The sequence below is a fragment of the Pseudoalteromonas aliena SW19 genome (genome assembly GCF_014905615.1).
GTDB lineage: Bacteria > Pseudomonadota > Gammaproteobacteria > Enterobacterales > Alteromonadaceae > Pseudoalteromonas > Pseudoalteromonas aliena.
Genome location: NZ_AQGU01000027.1, coordinates 79,660 through 94,746 on the forward strand (window position 1 = coordinate 79,660; position 15,087 = coordinate 94,746).

The following is a 15,087-nucleotide window of genomic DNA, read 5'->3' on the forward strand; positions in this document are numbered from 1 at the left end:
GTTGCAAACATGCTAAGTCAACTATTTCAAAAACCGTCGACTATGATGGTCGGAATTGATATTGGATCGCATTCCATTAAGGCGGTACTTTTAAGTGAAATTGAAACTGGATTTCGGCTAGAGGCGCTTGCCATTGAGCCAATGCCAAAAGGTGCAATGAGTGAACGCGCCATTCAAGATATTGAAGCGATTGGCAATGTAATTATTAAGTTGAAAAGAAAACTACCAAGATCGTTAAAATTTGCCGCTGTTGCTGTTTCAGGCCAAACTGTTATCACAAAAGTGATTTTTATGGATGTGTCATTAACCGATGCTGAATTGGAGTCGCAAATAGAAATTGAAGCAGACAGCTTAATTCCTTACCCCCTCGATGAAGTAAATCTTGATTTTGAAAAGCTCTCAATAAACGAAGCCGATCCAAGTAAGATGAACGTACTACTTTCAGCTGCGCGGACAGAAAGTGTGGAAGCCCGTGTTGGTGCGCTTGAGGTTGCAAATTTAGAAGCGAAGGTTGTAGACGTAGAAAGTTACGCGCTTAGTCGCTCAATGGATGTTTATTATCAGCAACTACCTAGTGATGCATTTAATAAATGCGTAGCTGTTGTTGATATTGGCGCGGTGCTTATGCTTGTAAGTATTGTGCAAGCAGGAGAGACTATATACACCCGAGATCAAATGTTTGGCGGCGATCAATATACAAACAGCATTGTTGCTTATTATAATAAAGGTTTTGATGAAGCTGAAATTGGCAAAACAACGGGCGATTTGCCTCCAAATTATACTTTCGAAGTACTTGCGCCATTTCAGACATCGTTACTTCAACAAGTACGCAGAGCCGTGCAAATGTTTTTAACAACCAGCGGTAAAGATCAAGTTGATTATATTGTTTTAACAGGAGGTACTGCCATGATTAAGGGAGTCGATCGTCTGTTAATTGAAGAGCTGGGTATCCACTCTGTGGTTGTTGAACCTTTTGATAATATGGAAATATCTCCTAAGGTTGATCGTAATGTAATGCAGCGACATAAAACGCAATTTGCAATTGCTACAGGATTGGCATTGAGAGGGTTTTCATCGTGCCACATATAAATTTACTGCCTTGGCGTGAGGAACAGCGCCAAGAGTCGAAGAAGAAATTTGTCACCATTTTAATTGCCATTGTCATTGTATGTTTTGCGAGCATGTATTTGTTGAGTTCATTTTATGGAGCTTTAAAAGATGGGCAAAATTTAAAGAATAGTTATCTCAGTGCAGAGATTAACAAACTTGATAAAAGAATCACTGATATTAGAGACTTAGATAAGAAAAAAGAGAACTTACAACAAAGAATGCGTTTAATAGAAGAGCTACAAAGTAGTCGTAATTTAGGGACTCAAATCATGGATGAGGTGGCAAAAATTGTCCCAGCGGGCGTTTACTTTACAAAGCTAGAGCGCAGAGGTAACCAAATTCATGTTTTAGGGCGTAGCGAATCTAATAATCGTTTGTCGACTATGCTTCGCCAAGTGCAAAGCTCATACCTATTAGAACGACCATCAATGCAAGGTATTGTTGCTGGTAATAAATCATCGAGCCTACTGAGTGACTTTAATATGGAATTTTATGTAAAACCATTCAATAAAATTGGTGAAGTTAACAATGAACCTTGATTTTAAAGCACTTAATGATATTGATTGGAATGAAATAGAGCTTGATAACATCAGTGAATGGCCTATCGCAGTTAAGGCCATTTGCTGCACATTTATTGCGAGCCTTGTGTTGTTTTTTAGCTATAGCTTATTGGTTTCTGATGAAATTAATAGTTATCACAATGCTGTTGCAAAAGAAGTTGAGTTACGAACGACTTACCGTACAAAGTATGCAGTGGGCAGTAAACTTGATATTTATCGTCAACAAATGCTTGAAATGGAAGATAAATTTTCTAAATTATTAAAGCGCTTACCTACTTCAAATGAAACCCCTGGTTTATTAGATGATTTGTCGTATGTAGGAACAACTAGTGGCTTAACATTCTTAAAAATAGGGTGGTTACCTGAAGTTGAAAAAGAATTCTATACTGAATTACCAATAAAGATAGAAGTGGTAGGAACCTATCATGAGTTTGGTGAATTTGTCGGTAAAGTAGCGCAACTCCCCCGTATTGTTAGTTTGCACGACTTTTCTATTTCATCATCAGGTGAAAAACAGTTAACATTTAGCGTAGTGGCAAAAACATATCGTTATGAAGAAGGTCTGCAAAAATGAAGCGCTTGTTTTTAACTTCAGTACTGGCCCTTGTGCTATGCGGGTGTAACGATGACATATCTGAGCAAAAAGAATTTATTGACCAAGTTAAAGCGAGTACAACGCCTAAAGTTGACTCAATTCCTGAATTATTAAAATTTGAACATTTTGAATATAACGCAAAACAATTGCGAAGCCCTTTTGTAGCACCGCAACCAGAGATTATTCAAAATAAACTAACACAAATTAAAAACTGTTTGCATCCAGATCCAGAGCGTACACGCGAAGTGCTGGAAAAATACCCGTTGGATAATTTGGCAATGAAAGGCACAATCGGATCAGCTGAACAAGTATGGGCACTTATTACTGCTGCTGACGCCACTTTGCACCGGGTAACCGTTGGCAACCATTTAGGCAGTTATGATGGAAAGGTAAGATTAGTAACGAATGACTATATAGAGCTTGTAGAATTAATCCCTGATGGGTCTGGTTGTTGGAAAGAGCGCCTGACGAAATTGGAAATGTTAGAGGCGGCAATTGATGGCGCAAATTAATAAGAAAAAAGGTAAAAACAGCATGCATAAGGATGTTCCTTGGCTTAACCGCATCTCGATAATTTTATTTGTTATCGTGAGTGTGTTTACAGCTAACTCCGCTATCGCAACACCGTTACTTTATGATGTTCGTTATAACCCACTGCTTAAAGGTGAAACTGAGTTACAGCTGGTATTTGACGAAGAATTAATTCAAGAGCCTAAAATCCAAGTTTTTAATAATCCGGCACGTATAGAAATGTTATTCAGTGCTGCTCACTTGGAGGAGGGATTAGAAAATGTACCGGTTAATCAAGCGGGCATCAAGAGTGTTACTAGCGCGCTAACAAGTAATGGCTTAAAAGTTATCGTCAATCTTGAGCGTTTGAAAATTTATGAAACACAAATCCATAACAATCTTGTTTCTTTACGGGTTTCTGATAATCCATTAACAGAGCATATTGTTGAAGGTGAAAATACTAACTCTCAAGAAATAGCGGGTAATTATATTAACCGCGTTCAATCGATAGATTTCCGTCGAGGTGAAAAAGGTGAAGCGAAGGTGCTTGTTTTTTTACAAGATACTCAAGCGGCAATAGAGGTACATGAAAGTGGCGGTAAAATTATCGCTGACTTTCACCATACTGATATTTTAGATGATTTACTGTATGAGCTAGACGTGCTCGATTTTGGAACGATTGTTAGTAAAATAGAAACATTCAAAAAAGAGGGTCTAACCCAAATAGTTATTGAGCCAAATGCAGCATTCACTTTCACTTATCAACAAATAGATAATATTTTTACATTAACAGTAGAAAAAGACGATGCTCAAAATGCTTATTTAGATGGTGGTAAAGAGTATCAAGGTCGCCCAATGACCTTAAATTTTCAAGATATTTCTGTTCGAGCTGTGTTACAAATTATAGCAGGTTACAATAACTTTAATTTAGTGACCAGTGACTCAGTGACAGGCAATATTACGCTACGATTAGATGGTGTGCCATGGGATCAGGCGCTTGATGTAGTGCTTCGTATTAAAGGGCTTGATAAGCGCATGGATGGCTCTATATTAATGGTTGCTCCCTCAGAGGAACTAGCGGCGCGAGAGGCAAAAGATTTAAAGGCAAAGCAAGATGTTGAAAATTTAGAGCCGCTATATAGCGAGTATATTCGTCTAAATTATGCTAAAGCTGAGGAGTTTGCCGATCTACTAAAAACAGATACCAATAGTATCATCACTCAACGGGGAAGTGTTTCTGTTGATAAGCGCACGAATACATTATTGATAAAGGACACCGCAAAAAGCATTGAAAGTGTGCGCCGGATGGTCGAAACCCTCGATATAGCAGTTAAGCAGGTTGTAATAGAAGCCCGCATGGTCACAGTGCGCGATAACGTAAAAGAAGACTTAGGTGTGATTTTGGGCTTTAGTGATCAGCAAGGTAGTGATGGTATATCGGGCACATTGGAAGGGGCTAACACAATTTCTAATGGTGTTATCCCAGCTATATCAGATAGATTAAATGTAAACTTACCCGTTGCAAATCCGTCAGCAAGTATAGGTATGCATATTGCGAAGCTTGCCAATGGGACATTGATTGATTTAGAGTTAACTGCACTTGAGGAAGAAAATAAAGGCGAAATTATCGCGAGTCCTCGTATCACTACAGCAAATCAACAACAGGCACGTATAGAGCAGGGGACTGAAATCCCTTACGTTGAATCGGCTTCAAGTGGTGCGACAACGGTGAGCTTTAAAAAAGCAGTGTTAAGTTTGCAAGTAACACCACATATTACACCTGACAATAAAGTCATTTTAGATTTAATTATCACTCAAGATACACGAGGGGATACAGTTCAAACTGGAACTGGTCCAGCTGTTGCTATTGATACTCAACAAATAGAAACACAAGTGCTTGTTGAAAATGGCCAAACAGTCGTACTTGGTGGGATTTTTCAGCAACAAATTATAAATTCGACTAAAAAAGTACCAATTTTAGGCGATATTCCATACTTAGGAAGGTTGTTTAAGAGTACCAGTGAGTTTAACGAAAAACGTGAATTACTGATTTTCGTGACTCCAAAAATACAAATTGATTAAAATAAGATAGTTTTTTGTTAACCAACGGGTAATTATTTAGATTAATTGCTCGTTATATAGCTTTTTATGCTAATTGACTTGAAATGCTCCTGCAATTACTGAGATAATCCCCTCCTTAATTTTGGGGCCAGGTCGTTAGGCGGGGTTTTATTTCAAATTTTAGAGTTCGTTTGTACTAAAAGATATGGCTGAGAAACGTAATATATTTCTAATTGGCCCCATGGGGGCTGGAAAAAGCACAATTGGTCGTCACATTGCCGATCAATTACACCTTGAATTTGTTGATTCTGATCAAGAAATCGAACGCCGAACAGGTGCAGATATTGCATGGGTGTTTGATCTTGAAGGTGAAGAAGGCTTTAGACTTCGTGAAGAATCTGTTATTGGCGACTTAACGGAAATGCAAGGTATTGTACTTGCTACCGGTGGTGGTTCAGTAATGAGTAAAGAAGTTCGAAACAAGCTTTCGGCTCGAGGTATCGTTGTATACCTAGAGACACCGATTGAAAAACAAGTTGCACGCACACAACGCGACAAGCGTCGCCCGTTACTGCAAACAGAAGAAGCACCTCGTGATGTATTAGAGCGCTTAGCAGAAGAACGCGAACCGTTATATAAAGAAGTGGCAGATTTTGTTGTACGCACTGATGAGCAAAGCGCTAAAGTTGTTGCTAACCAAATCATCGAGAAACTAGATTTTTAAAAACTAATAATAAAGGAATAACGGAGCATGCTTGAATTAACTGTTAATTTGGACGAGCGAAGTTACCCTATATACATTGGTAAATCTGCACTTCAAGATAATGGCCGCCTAGTCCACCACATTGGTGATTGTCGGCCTATCATCATTACTAATGACACAATAGCGCCTTTATATTTACAAAAGCTACTTGATTCATTAGCTGAGCTAAATCCACTTTCTTTTATCATTCCTGATGGCGAACAGTATAAATCATTAGAATGGTTTGAAAAAATATCTGCCTTTTTACTTCAAAACAATTGCGGCCGAGATACGTGCTTAATTGCATTGGGCGGTGGTGTTGTTGGTGATTTAACGGGCTTTGTCGCTGCATGTTATCAGCGCGGTGTGCCGTTTATTCAAATACCCACAACGTTATTATCGCAAGTTGATTCATCAGTAGGTGGTAAAACCGCTGTAAATCATCCTCTAGGTAAAAATATGATAGGGGCGTTTTATCAGCCACAAGCTGTTTTTATCGATACACAATCACTACATACGTTACCTGCCAGAGAGTTTGCTGCTGGTATGGCTGAAGTAATTAAATATGGTTTGATTTACGACACCGATCTATTTAGTTATTTAGAGCAACATGTGACAGATTTACAGCAATTAGATGAAGTTTGTTTGCAACATATTATTTTTAGGTGTTGTGAAATTAAAGCATTAATTGTTGCTCAAGATGAAAAAGAACATGGTTTACGAGCACTACTCAACTTAGGCCACACATTTGCTCATGCGATTGAAGCGCAAATGGGGTACGGTGTTTGGTTACACGGAGAAGCTGTTGCTACTGGGATGGTACTTGCGGCTAAGCTGGCGAATGCGCGTGAAGATTTAAGTGTGGACGAAGTAACACGTATTATTGATGTGATTGCACAGTATAACTTACCTACCAAAATACCTACAAAAATGACAAGCGAGCAATTTCTAACGCACATGCGTAAAGATAAAAAGAATAAAAAAGGAACGATTCGTTTTATTTTACCCACCCAATTTGGCCAATGTGCATTAGTTGATGATGTATCTGACGACCAAGTTCGAGACTTAATCGAGCAATAAATGCAGCTACAAATTTTACCAAGCCGTGCTGCTTTGGTGGATAGAATCGCACTGCAATTTGAATATGGGCAAAACCTCATTGTTTTATTGGGCACTTCAGGGCTCGGTAAAAGCTATATGCTCGAAACTTTCATTACTGACAAATATACCGAGTTTAATAAAGTTTTTGTGCAGACAAGTGCAAAAATGACTGACACTCAATTAATGAGTAATTTGTTGGAGCAAAGTTTTAAGACCCCTTTAGTTGATCATAACTTAACTTTATCTGAAAATTTTTTCCAGCTATCACAACAGCAATCTTGTGGTCCCTGCTTATGGGTGCTTGATGGCGGCCGAAATCTATCTGAAGAATTTTTGTCTGAATTAGAATTACTTGCAAAAAATAGCCCGAGTACTTTGTACATCATGCTTGCATCATCATCAAAGTTACCTTTGAATAATGCGGTAGAAATTTATTTAGAGCCGCTAACGCTGAGTGAGAGTAAGCAATTAATGGGATGGTATTTTAAGGACCTTCCTTATGATGAAGATCCCGTATTTCAAGCGTTTTTAACTGAGGCACACGGAAACCCAAGTTTATTACTCGCATGGCAAGCTAATGATCACGTTGCCGATGTTGTTGTAAAAGACAAGGTATCTTGGCGTTTGCATTTGCTTATTTTGATGTTGATCATCATGTTTTTAATTATAGGTTTTTTATATAAATCAGACATGACTCAATGGTGGCAACAATACTATCAGCAAGAGCAGGTTGAGGTTAGTACCACAGCAATTTCTGTAAAGCAGATTACCGAATCGTCGCTAGAAAAAGATAATGTAAAAAGCGCTTTATCTACACCAAACAGCTCTACCTTTGGTGCTGACGAAGTAATTGCTGAGCCAAGCATTGCTGAGCGTAAACCACTTCATAATGATGTGCCGGCAATAATGCAAAGCCTCACAAAGCCTAAAGAGAGCATTGATATTGTCGCTAGCAATGATAGAGAATCGACTCCTGTTATTGAACCGCTTGCAAAAGTCAGCAAACAAATTACTAATAAGACTAGTCAGCCCGAAAGTGAAAAACAATGGTACCTCAAGCAACCAGAAGCTAATATTGTTATTCAGTTATTAGCAGTTACGCAGCAGCAAGTGAGTGTTCAATTTATTGCTCAATATAAGCTACAGAATACGGTGCATATTTATCAAACAAAAAGAAATAATAAAGCTTGGTGGGTAATAACATACGGCAGTTTCGAAAATTTAAGTGATGCGACCTTAGCGATGAAAAATTTGCCAATAGGTATTTTAAAGAATAAGCCTTTCTATAAAAGAATTAATAAAATAAAACAAGAAATTGCATTACTAGATCAGTAAATTAAACGACTTTAGTGTAAAATCTTGCAACACCGAATTGAAGTAAAGAGCCCAATGCAGCAAAAGAGTAGAGCCTTCCTTAAATGGGCCGGCGGAAAATACAGTCTAGTTGATGATATTAACGCGCGATTAAAGCAAGCAACTAAGCATGCTGATACTTTGGTTGAACCTTTTGTTGGCGCGGGCTCAGTTTTTTTAAATAGCAATTTTAAACACTATATTCTTAATGATATTAATGCTGATTTAATCAACTTATATAAAGAACTGAGAGACTCTCCTGATGAGTTTATCAGTGATGCTAAAAAGCTATTTGTAGATTTAAATAATCACCCCGACGCTTACTATGAGTATCGTGTGCAGTTCAATCAAAGCCGCGATGTTTATGAGCGATCAATGCTGTTCTTATACATGAACCGTTTTGGTTATAATGGCCTTTGTCGATATAACTTAAAAGGTATTTTTAATGTACCTTTTGGAAAATATAAAAAGCCTTATTTTCCTGAAAAAGAAATGTATTTCTTTGCCGAAAAAGCGCAGCAAGCTACCTTTACGTGTTTAGGTTACGATGATGTGTTTAAACTGGTGCCCGAAAATGCCGTTATATATTGCGATCCACCCTATGTACCATTAAGCAAAACAGCGTCGTTTACATCTTATGCTAAAGGCGGGTTCAATTTAGATGATCAAGCTAATTTAGCTAATTTAGCTGAACAAGCTGCATTTGAAAATAATACCCCCGTACTTATTTCGAATCACGATACCGTCTGGACTCGTAAAATTTACAGCCAAGCATCGCTTGAGCAAATTCAAGTAAAACGTACTATTAGTCCTAAAGGGGGATCTCGTAATAAAGTCAATGAGCTGATGGCTATGTATTTAACACCAGAACGACCACGGCATAAATAGCGACAACAAATAGAATAAAGAAAACAATAGCGATTATTGCAATTGAAAATAGGGAGTGTTGTTTGAAATCTGTTTGGCGCTTATTTTCAGATTGAACACCAAAAAATGCTGCTAACACACTCTGTATCGCGCTAAAAAAATGCAGCATTATTTAAACAATGGCTTTAAAGATGAGGTGTTTTTAGAGTCTTCGTTGCTGGTAAGTAGTTCTAACAAATCAAGGTAATGAAACTGAGCGCTTCGGCTATCACCGGTAACCCAAGAAAACCAAGATGAGTCATCTTCTATTTTGATACATGCATTTACAGTTTTTTGATGTTGGCAGCTATTTACAGAGCTAAGTTCTTGCTCGCTATCTGAAGCAAAACTAAACGCCCCAATAAATAGTATTGCCGATGCAATTAATATCCCAATTTTAAAAGCCCGCATAATATAACCTAATAATTTGTTACTTTTTTAAGCATAACAAAAATTGATTAAATAACAAACTTAAATTTAACTGAATATAGGTAATAATTATATAAAATAATAACTTAACTTTTAAATAATTAACTTTAAAGCTACGACTATTTTGTTGTAGTAACTTGGGTAACATCACAAATTAAGTTACATTATGGAATAAATGATTCATTGATGGATTTACTATGTTTACTCCAGAACAAAAATACTTGATAGCCCCTTCAATTCTCTCTGCTGATTTTGCAAAACTAGGTGAAGACGTCGACAAAGTCTTGGCAGCCGGTGCCGATGTGGTGCACTTTGATGTAATGGATAATCATTATGTACCTAATCTAACTATTGGCCCTATGGTATGTAAAGCACTTAGAGATTACGGTATTACAGCACCCATCGACGTACATTTAATGGTGAAACCAGTCGACAGCCTTATTCCCCAGTTTGCACAAGCGGGTGCCTCAATTATTACGTTTCATCCAGAAGCGAGTGAGCATGTTGATCGCACCATCCAGCTAATAAAAGATCATGGTTGTAAAGCGGGCTTAGTGTTTAACCCTGCAACCAGCTTAAGTTATTTGGATCATGTTATTGATAAACTTGATGTCATTTTACTTATGTCGGTAAACCCCGGATTTGGCGGGCAAAGTTTTATACCTCACACGCTTGAAAAACTACGCCAAACTAAACAACGAATTGTTGAATCAGGTCGTGAAATTCGTTTGGAGGTGGATGGTGGCATTAAAGTTGATAACATTGCAGCTGCAGCAGCTGCGGGTGCAGATATGTTTGTTGCGGGTTCTGCTATTTTTAATCAACCAGATTACAAAGAGGTGATAGATCAAATGCGTGAGCAGCTCGGAAGTGTTAAATAATGAAGTACGATGTCGCTTTATTTGATTTAGATGGAACCTTGGTTGATAGCGTTTATGATTTATACATTGCCCTTAATCTTACCTTGAGTGAACTCGCTTTTCCTATTGTTAGTCAGCGCTTAGTTGAAAGCTGGGTAGGTAATGGTATTGAAGTACTAGTAAAACGCGCTTTAAGCGGTGATATGCAAGTTAGCGAACATTTAGATGAAGCACTAAGTAGCAAAGCAACAACGCAGTTTCATATGCACTATGAGCATCAAGTTGGTGAATACAGCTTATTGTACCAACATGTAGAAACAGGCCTTGCGGCACTTCGTGGTATGCCAAAAGCGTTAATTACAAATAAAGCCCGTATATTTACAGAAAAGCTACTTGATAAACTAGCGCTAACAAGCCACTTTGATGTGATTATTTGCGGTGATGATATGGCAAAAAAACCATCGCCGGAACCATTGCTTTTTGCTTGCAAAAAGCTAAATGTTGAACCCAATAAAGCCATAATGATAGGCGATTCAAAAAGCGATATACTCGCCGCTAAAGCCGCTAATATAGACGTAATTGCACTTAGTTACGGCTATAATCAAGGCGAAAATCTTGAGGATTATAATCCGCAGTACCTATGCGATAACTTCTTAGATATAATACCTGTTCTAACACAGCGTTAAATATTATTCATTAAGCAAAATAAAGGAAAATCATGAGTAAACCAGTAGTTTTAAGCGGCATTCAGCCAACCGGTGGTATGACAATAGGCAACTATGTTGGCGCTATTAACCAGTGGCTAAAGTTACAGGAAGACCACGAAAGTTTCTTTATGTTAGTAGACTTACACGCTATTACGGTTCGCCAAGAGCCTGAATTACTGCGCTCTCGTGTGTTGGATGGTATTGCTCTATACGCGGCATGTGGCATTGATCCTGAAAAATCTGCGTTATTTGTACAGTCGCAAGTACCTGAGCACGCACAGTTAGCGTGGGTATTAAATTGTTACGCGCAGATGGGCGAGCTTAATCGAATGACTCAGTTTAAAGATAAGTCATCTAAGCATGCAAATAATGTAAACGTGGGCTTATTTTCATACCCAGTATTGCAAGCGGCGGATATTTTATTATACCAAGCTGACCAAGTACCTGTAGGGGATGATCAAAAGCAGCATTTAGAGCTGACTCGCGATATAGCAACACGCTTTAATAATTTATACGGTGACGTATTTAAATTACCAGAGCCGTACATTCCACAGTTTGGTGCACGCGTAATGAGCTTGCAAGATCCACTTAAAAAGATGTCTAAGTCTGACGAAAACCCAAATGGTTACATCATGTTATTAGATGAGCCTAAACAAATTGTGAAAAAGCTTAAAAAAGCAGTAACTGATTCAGATGAGCAAGCGCGCATTTACTTCGATCGCGCAGAAAAGCCAGGTGTGTCAAACTTGCTTACTTTATTGAGTGTTGCAACTAAGCGCTCAATTGAAGACTTAGTGCCTGAGTATGAAGATAAAATGTATGGCCACTTAAAGAAAGATACAGCTGATGCAGTTGTCAACATGATTGAGCCGATTCAAGCACGTTTTAAAGAGATCAGAGAAGATCAAAACCTACTTGATAGCATAATGAAATCAGGTGCTGAAAAAGCCAGTGTACACGCTGAGAAAACACTGAAGTCGGTATACGATGCGCTTGGTTTTATACCTCGCGGTTAAATTATATAAGTTTAAAAACAAAAAATGCCGCTTTATTAAGCGGCATTTTTTATATGATACGGATTAATAGAATTATATTTATATAGAAGCTTATTTGCCCGCCACTTTATAACTCTAGAGTACTCAACACCGACTTTCTTTATGGTAAGTAAAACCTCTATTTACTTAAGAGAGGTTTTAAGTAATGTCCTGTATGTGAACGCTCACATTCGGCTACTTCTTCTGGTGTACCTGCAATGAGTATTTCACCACCGCCAGCACCGCCTTCAGGTCCTAAATCGATAACCCAGTCTGCTGTTTTAATAACATCAAGATTGTGCTCAATAACCACAATTGTATTGCCGTGATCGCGCAAGCGATGAAGCACAACAAGCAGCTGTTCAATATCAGCAAAGTGTAAGCCTGTTGTTGGCTCGTCCAATATATAGAGTGTTTTACCGGTATCACGCTTTGATAGCTCGCGCGCTAATTTTACACGTTGCGCCTCACCACCAGAGAGAGTAGTAGCGGCTTGACCTAAACGGACATACGACAAACCAACGTCCATCAGCGTTTTAAGCTTACGGGCAATAGCCGGTATTTTATCAAAGTAATCATGGGCGTCTTCAACAGTCATCTCAAGCACTTGGTGTATGTTTTTACCTTTGTATTGTACTTCGAGTGTTTCGCGGTTATAGCGCTTACTCTTACATACGTCACACGGTACATATACATCAGGTAAAAAGTGCATTTCAACTTTAATTAAGCCGTCGCCTTGGCACGCTTCACAGCGTCCGCCTTTAACGTTAAAGCTAAAGCGGCCTACTTTGTAGCCACGTGAGCGCGCTTCTTGCGTACCTGCAAATAACTCGCGAATACCGGTAAATATACCAGTGTAGGTTGCCGGGTTTGAACGCGGAGTACGACCAATTGGGCTTTGATCTATATCGATTACTTTATCAAAATGATCCAAACCACTAATTGATTTATACGGTGCAGCTTCGGCAGTGGTTGCGCCATTTAGCTCTGTATGAGCAAGTTTAAATAAAGTGTCGTTTATTAGCGTTGATTTGCCCGAGCCTGATACACCGGTAACACAGGTCATTAAACCAAATGGAATTTTTAAATCCACACTTTTGAGGTTGTTCCCTGTAGCGCCAAATAGCTCTAGCCATTTTTCGTTCGTTGGGTGGCGTTCTTTTGGTATTTCTATTTTACGTACGCCTGATAAAAATTGGCCCGTAACAGACTCTTTGCTTGCTAAAATATCGTCGCGTGTACCTTGAGCAATAATATGCCCACCATGAACGCCCGCGCCTGGGCCAATATCAATAATATGGTCAGCGGCACGAATAGCATCTTCATCGTGCTCTACCACAATAACGGTGTTACCTAAGTCGCGCAAATGGACCAGTGTTTGTAATAAGCGGTCGTTATCGCGTTGGTGTAATCCAATAGATGGTTCATCTAGTACGTACATTACGCCTACAAGGCCAGCACCAATTTGGCTCGCTAAGCGGATACGCTGTGCTTCACCGCCCGATAGAGTGTCGGCGCTTCGCTCAAGTGATAAGTAATTTAGGCCAACATTAATTAAAAACGATAAACGGTCGCGAATTTCTTTTAATATTTTTTCAGCAATTTGGCCTTTTTGTCCGGTGAGTGTTAACCCTTCAAAAAAGCTCATGGCTTCACCAATACTCATGCACGTGATTGCAGGTAAGTTGGTTTGCCCAATAAATACATTTCGAGATTCTTCGCGTAAACGTGAACCATGACAGCTAGGGCACGCTTGGCTTGTTTGGTATTTAGCAAGTTCTTCGCGTACAGAGTTTGACTCGGTCTCGCGGTAGCGACGATTCATGTTGTTTAAAACGCCTTCAAACTCATGGTTACGCGTAATTAAATCGCCACGGTCGTTACGGTAATTAAACGCAATTTTAGTGCTACCAGAGCCATCTAAAATAATTTTTTTCGAGTCGCTGTCTAAATCTTGATAAGGCACATCTAAATCAAAACTATAATGATCCGCAACGGCTTGTAGCATTTGATAGTAATAAAAGCTGCGTTTATCCCAGCCTTTAATTGCACCGCCAGCAAGGCTGAGCTCAGGATTGTGCACTACACGATTAGGATCAAAATATTGGCGTACACCTAAACCATCACAGGTTTGGCACGCACCAGCAGGGTTGTTAAACGAAAACAAACGCGGTTCTAGTTCAGTCATTGCATAGCCACAAGTAGGGCAGGCAAAATTTGCTGAAAATAGAATTTCTTCAGCGCTGCTATCATCCATATATGCTACATGTGCAACGCCATTAGACATTTCAAGTGCGGTTTCGAACGATTCTGCTAGGCGTTGTTGTAAGCCATCTTTTACTTTAAAACGGTCTACAACCACTTCAATGGTATGTTTTTTATGAAGCTCAAGGGTTGGTGGATCAGATAAGTCACATACTTCACCATCTATACGGGCGCGAATGTAACCTTGGCTTGATAGCTGTTCTAATAACTTAACATGCTCACCTTTACGCTCTTTTACTATAGGCGCAAGCAGCATTAATTTACTGCCTTCAGGCAGTGCCAAAACGCTATCGACCATTTGGCTCACTGTTTGCGCAGCAAGTGGTAAATCATGTGTAGGACATCGTGGTTCGCCAACGCGGGCAAACATGAGTCGTAAATAATCGTAAATTTCGGTAATAGTACCCACGGTTGAGCGTGGATTATGAGACGTTGATTTTTGCTCAATAGAAATGGCAGGAGAGAGGCCTTCGATGTGATCGACATCAGGCTTTTCCATAAGCGATAAAAATTGCCTTGCATACGCAGAGAGTGATTCAACATACCGGCGTTGCCCTTCTGCATAAAGTGTATCAAATGCAAGTGATGACTTCCCCGAACCAGATAGGCCAGTAATAACTATTAATTTATCACGTGGGATGGTTAGGCTGATGTCTTTTAAATTGTGCGTGCGGGCGCCTCGGACTTCAATGTTTTCCATGCTATCTCGTTTATTACCAAAATTATTTACTCAGTATCGCATAATACGAAGCAATATTAATCCTTGATCAATGAAAAAATCCTTACTTATAGGCGATTAATTATTGCCAAGCTTATGGTAGAATCCCCACCTCAATTTTTCATAGAGTAAGATC

Annotated in this window: 15 protein-coding genes; 12 read left to right on the forward strand and 3 right to left on the reverse strand. The window is 39.0% G+C overall.

Features of this window, described 5'->3' with window-relative positions; genetic code table 11:
* Positions 1 to 9: 9 nt before the first annotated feature.
* From PALI_RS13660 to PALI_RS13700, 9 genes are all read left to right on the forward strand, one after another.
* Positions 10 to 1,089 carry a pilus assembly protein PilM gene (locus PALI_RS13660; protein WP_077536202.1) on the forward strand — a complete coding sequence of 360 codons (1,080 nt, stop codon included), beginning with the start codon at positions 10 to 12 and terminating at the stop codon, positions 1,087 to 1,089.
* Positions 1,077 to 1,649 carry a PilN domain-containing protein gene (locus PALI_RS13665; RefSeq protein ID WP_077536201.1) on the forward strand — a complete coding sequence of 191 codons (573 nt, stop codon included), beginning with the start codon at positions 1,077 to 1,079 and terminating at the stop codon, positions 1,647 to 1,649. The genes PALI_RS13660 and PALI_RS13665 overlap by 13 nt, the downstream gene beginning before the upstream one ends.
* On the forward strand, positions 1,639 to 2,244 hold the full coding sequence (locus PALI_RS13670; protein WP_077536199.1) for a type IV pilus inner membrane component PilO: 606 nt from the start codon (positions 1,639 to 1,641) through the stop codon (positions 2,242 to 2,244). Before PALI_RS13665 ends, PALI_RS13670 begins: the two co-directional genes overlap by 11 nt.
* Positions 2,241 to 2,777 (forward strand): pilus assembly protein PilP, encoded by a 537-nt coding sequence (locus tag PALI_RS13675; RefSeq protein ID WP_138584628.1) that lies wholly within the window; start codon positions 2,241 to 2,243, stop codon positions 2,775 to 2,777. Before PALI_RS13670 ends, PALI_RS13675 begins: the two co-directional genes overlap by 4 nt.
* Positions 2,764 to 4,857, forward strand: coding sequence for a type IV pilus secretin PilQ (locus PALI_RS13680; RefSeq protein WP_193156181.1), 2,094 nt, complete (start codon positions 2,764 to 2,766; stop codon positions 4,855 to 4,857). The genes PALI_RS13675 and PALI_RS13680 overlap by 14 nt, the downstream gene beginning before the upstream one ends.
* 184 nt (positions 4,858 to 5,041) lie before the next feature.
* Positions 5,042 to 5,560, forward strand: coding sequence for a shikimate kinase AroK (aroK, locus tag PALI_RS13685; protein ID WP_006793103.1), 519 nt, complete (start codon positions 5,042 to 5,044; stop codon positions 5,558 to 5,560).
* Positions 5,561 to 5,587: 27 nt separating this feature from the next.
* A complete protein-coding gene (gene aroB / locus PALI_RS13690; RefSeq protein ID WP_193156182.1) occupies positions 5,588 to 6,658 on the forward strand; it encodes a 3-dehydroquinate synthase in 1,071 nt (356 codons plus the stop codon).
* Positions 6,659 to 8,014, forward strand: coding sequence for an SPOR domain-containing protein (locus PALI_RS13695; protein WP_193156183.1), 1,356 nt, complete (start codon positions 6,659 to 6,661; stop codon positions 8,012 to 8,014).
* Between the two features lie 54 nt (positions 8,015 to 8,068).
* On the forward strand, positions 8,069 to 8,920 hold the full coding sequence (locus PALI_RS13700; RefSeq protein WP_138584631.1) for a Dam family site-specific DNA-(adenine-N6)-methyltransferase: 852 nt from the start codon (positions 8,069 to 8,071) through the stop codon (positions 8,918 to 8,920).
* Here the strand turns inward: PALI_RS13700 and PALI_RS13705 are convergent.
* Positions 8,883 to 9,068 (reverse strand): DUF2970 domain-containing protein, encoded by a 186-nt coding sequence (locus tag PALI_RS13705; RefSeq protein WP_138584632.1) that lies wholly within the window; start codon positions 9,066 to 9,068, stop codon positions 8,883 to 8,885. The genes PALI_RS13700 and PALI_RS13705 overlap by 38 nt on opposite strands.
* Complete coding sequence (locus PALI_RS13710; RefSeq protein WP_138584633.1) at positions 9,068 to 9,349, reverse strand: hypothetical protein; 282 nt, start codon at positions 9,347 to 9,349, stop codon at positions 9,068 to 9,070. Before PALI_RS13710 ends, PALI_RS13705 begins: the two co-directional genes overlap by 1 nt.
* 215 nt (positions 9,350 to 9,564) lie before the next feature.
* Here PALI_RS13710 and rpe point away from each other — a divergent pair, with 215 nt between their 5' ends.
* Genes rpe through trpS form a run of 3 tightly spaced genes read left to right on the forward strand, consistent with a single transcriptional unit; the run spans position 9,565 to position 11,950 of the window.
* Positions 9,565 to 10,248 (forward strand): ribulose-phosphate 3-epimerase, encoded by a 684-nt coding sequence (rpe, locus tag PALI_RS13715; protein WP_138584634.1) that lies wholly within the window; start codon positions 9,565 to 9,567, stop codon positions 10,246 to 10,248.
* Positions 10,248 to 10,913 carry a phosphoglycolate phosphatase gene (locus PALI_RS13720; RefSeq protein ID WP_138584635.1) on the forward strand — a complete coding sequence of 222 codons (666 nt, stop codon included), beginning with the start codon at positions 10,248 to 10,250 and terminating at the stop codon, positions 10,911 to 10,913. Before rpe ends, PALI_RS13720 begins: the two co-directional genes overlap by 1 nt.
* A 32-nt stretch (positions 10,914 to 10,945) precedes the next feature.
* A complete protein-coding gene (gene trpS, locus PALI_RS13725) occupies positions 10,946 to 11,950 on the forward strand; it encodes a tryptophan--tRNA ligase (protein WP_193156184.1) in 1,005 nt (334 codons plus the stop codon).
* A 157-nt stretch (positions 11,951 to 12,107) separates the two neighbouring features.
* On the opposite strand, the gene uvrA is transcribed toward trpS, so the two are convergent.
* The gene (gene uvrA, locus PALI_RS13730; protein ID WP_193156185.1) at positions 12,108 to 14,933 is read right to left on the reverse strand and encodes an excinuclease ABC subunit UvrA; all 2,826 of its coding nucleotides are present in this window, start codon (positions 14,931 to 14,933) and stop codon (positions 12,108 to 12,110) included.
* Positions 14,934 to 15,087 lie beyond the last annotated feature (154 nt).

Excerpts from the sequence above, each read along its gene's own strand:
- PALI_RS13675 (WP_138584628.1), top strand. The coding sequence starts at position 2,241 with ATGAAGCGCTTGTTTTTAACTTCAGTACTGGCCCTTGTGCTATGCGGG.
- aroB (WP_193156182.1), top strand. The coding sequence starts at position 5,588 with ATGCTTGAATTAACTGTTAATTTGGACGAGCGAAGTTACCCTATATAC.
- rpe (WP_138584634.1), top strand. The coding sequence starts at position 9,565 with ATGTTTACTCCAGAACAAAAATACTTGATAGCCCCTTCAATTCTCTCT.
- uvrA (WP_193156185.1), bottom strand. The coding sequence starts at position 14,933 with ATGGAAAACATTGAAGTCCGAGGCGCCCGCACGCACAATTTAAAAGAC.
- PALI_RS13720 (WP_138584635.1), top strand. The coding sequence starts at position 10,248 with ATGAAGTACGATGTCGCTTTATTTGATTTAGATGGAACCTTGGTTGAT.
- PALI_RS13710 (WP_138584633.1), bottom strand. The coding sequence starts at position 9,349 with ATGCGGGCTTTTAAAATTGGGATATTAATTGCATCGGCAATACTATTT.
- PALI_RS13695 (WP_193156183.1), top strand. The coding sequence starts at position 6,659 with ATGCAGCTACAAATTTTACCAAGCCGTGCTGCTTTGGTGGATAGAATC.
- PALI_RS13700 (WP_138584631.1), top strand. The coding sequence starts at position 8,069 with ATGCAGCAAAAGAGTAGAGCCTTCCTTAAATGGGCCGGCGGAAAATAC.
- PALI_RS13670 (WP_077536199.1), top strand. The coding sequence starts at position 1,639 with ATGAACCTTGATTTTAAAGCACTTAATGATATTGATTGGAATGAAATA.
- PALI_RS13680 (WP_193156181.1), top strand. The coding sequence starts at position 2,764 with ATGGCGCAAATTAATAAGAAAAAAGGTAAAAACAGCATGCATAAGGAT.
- trpS (WP_193156184.1), top strand. The coding sequence starts at position 10,946 with ATGAGTAAACCAGTAGTTTTAAGCGGCATTCAGCCAACCGGTGGTATG.
- PALI_RS13705 (WP_138584632.1), bottom strand. The coding sequence starts at position 9,068 with ATGCTGCATTTTTTTAGCGCGATACAGAGTGTGTTAGCAGCATTTTTT.
- aroK (WP_006793103.1), top strand. The coding sequence starts at position 5,042 with ATGGCTGAGAAACGTAATATATTTCTAATTGGCCCCATGGGGGCTGGA.
- PALI_RS13660 (WP_077536202.1), top strand. The coding sequence starts at position 10 with ATGCTAAGTCAACTATTTCAAAAACCGTCGACTATGATGGTCGGAATT.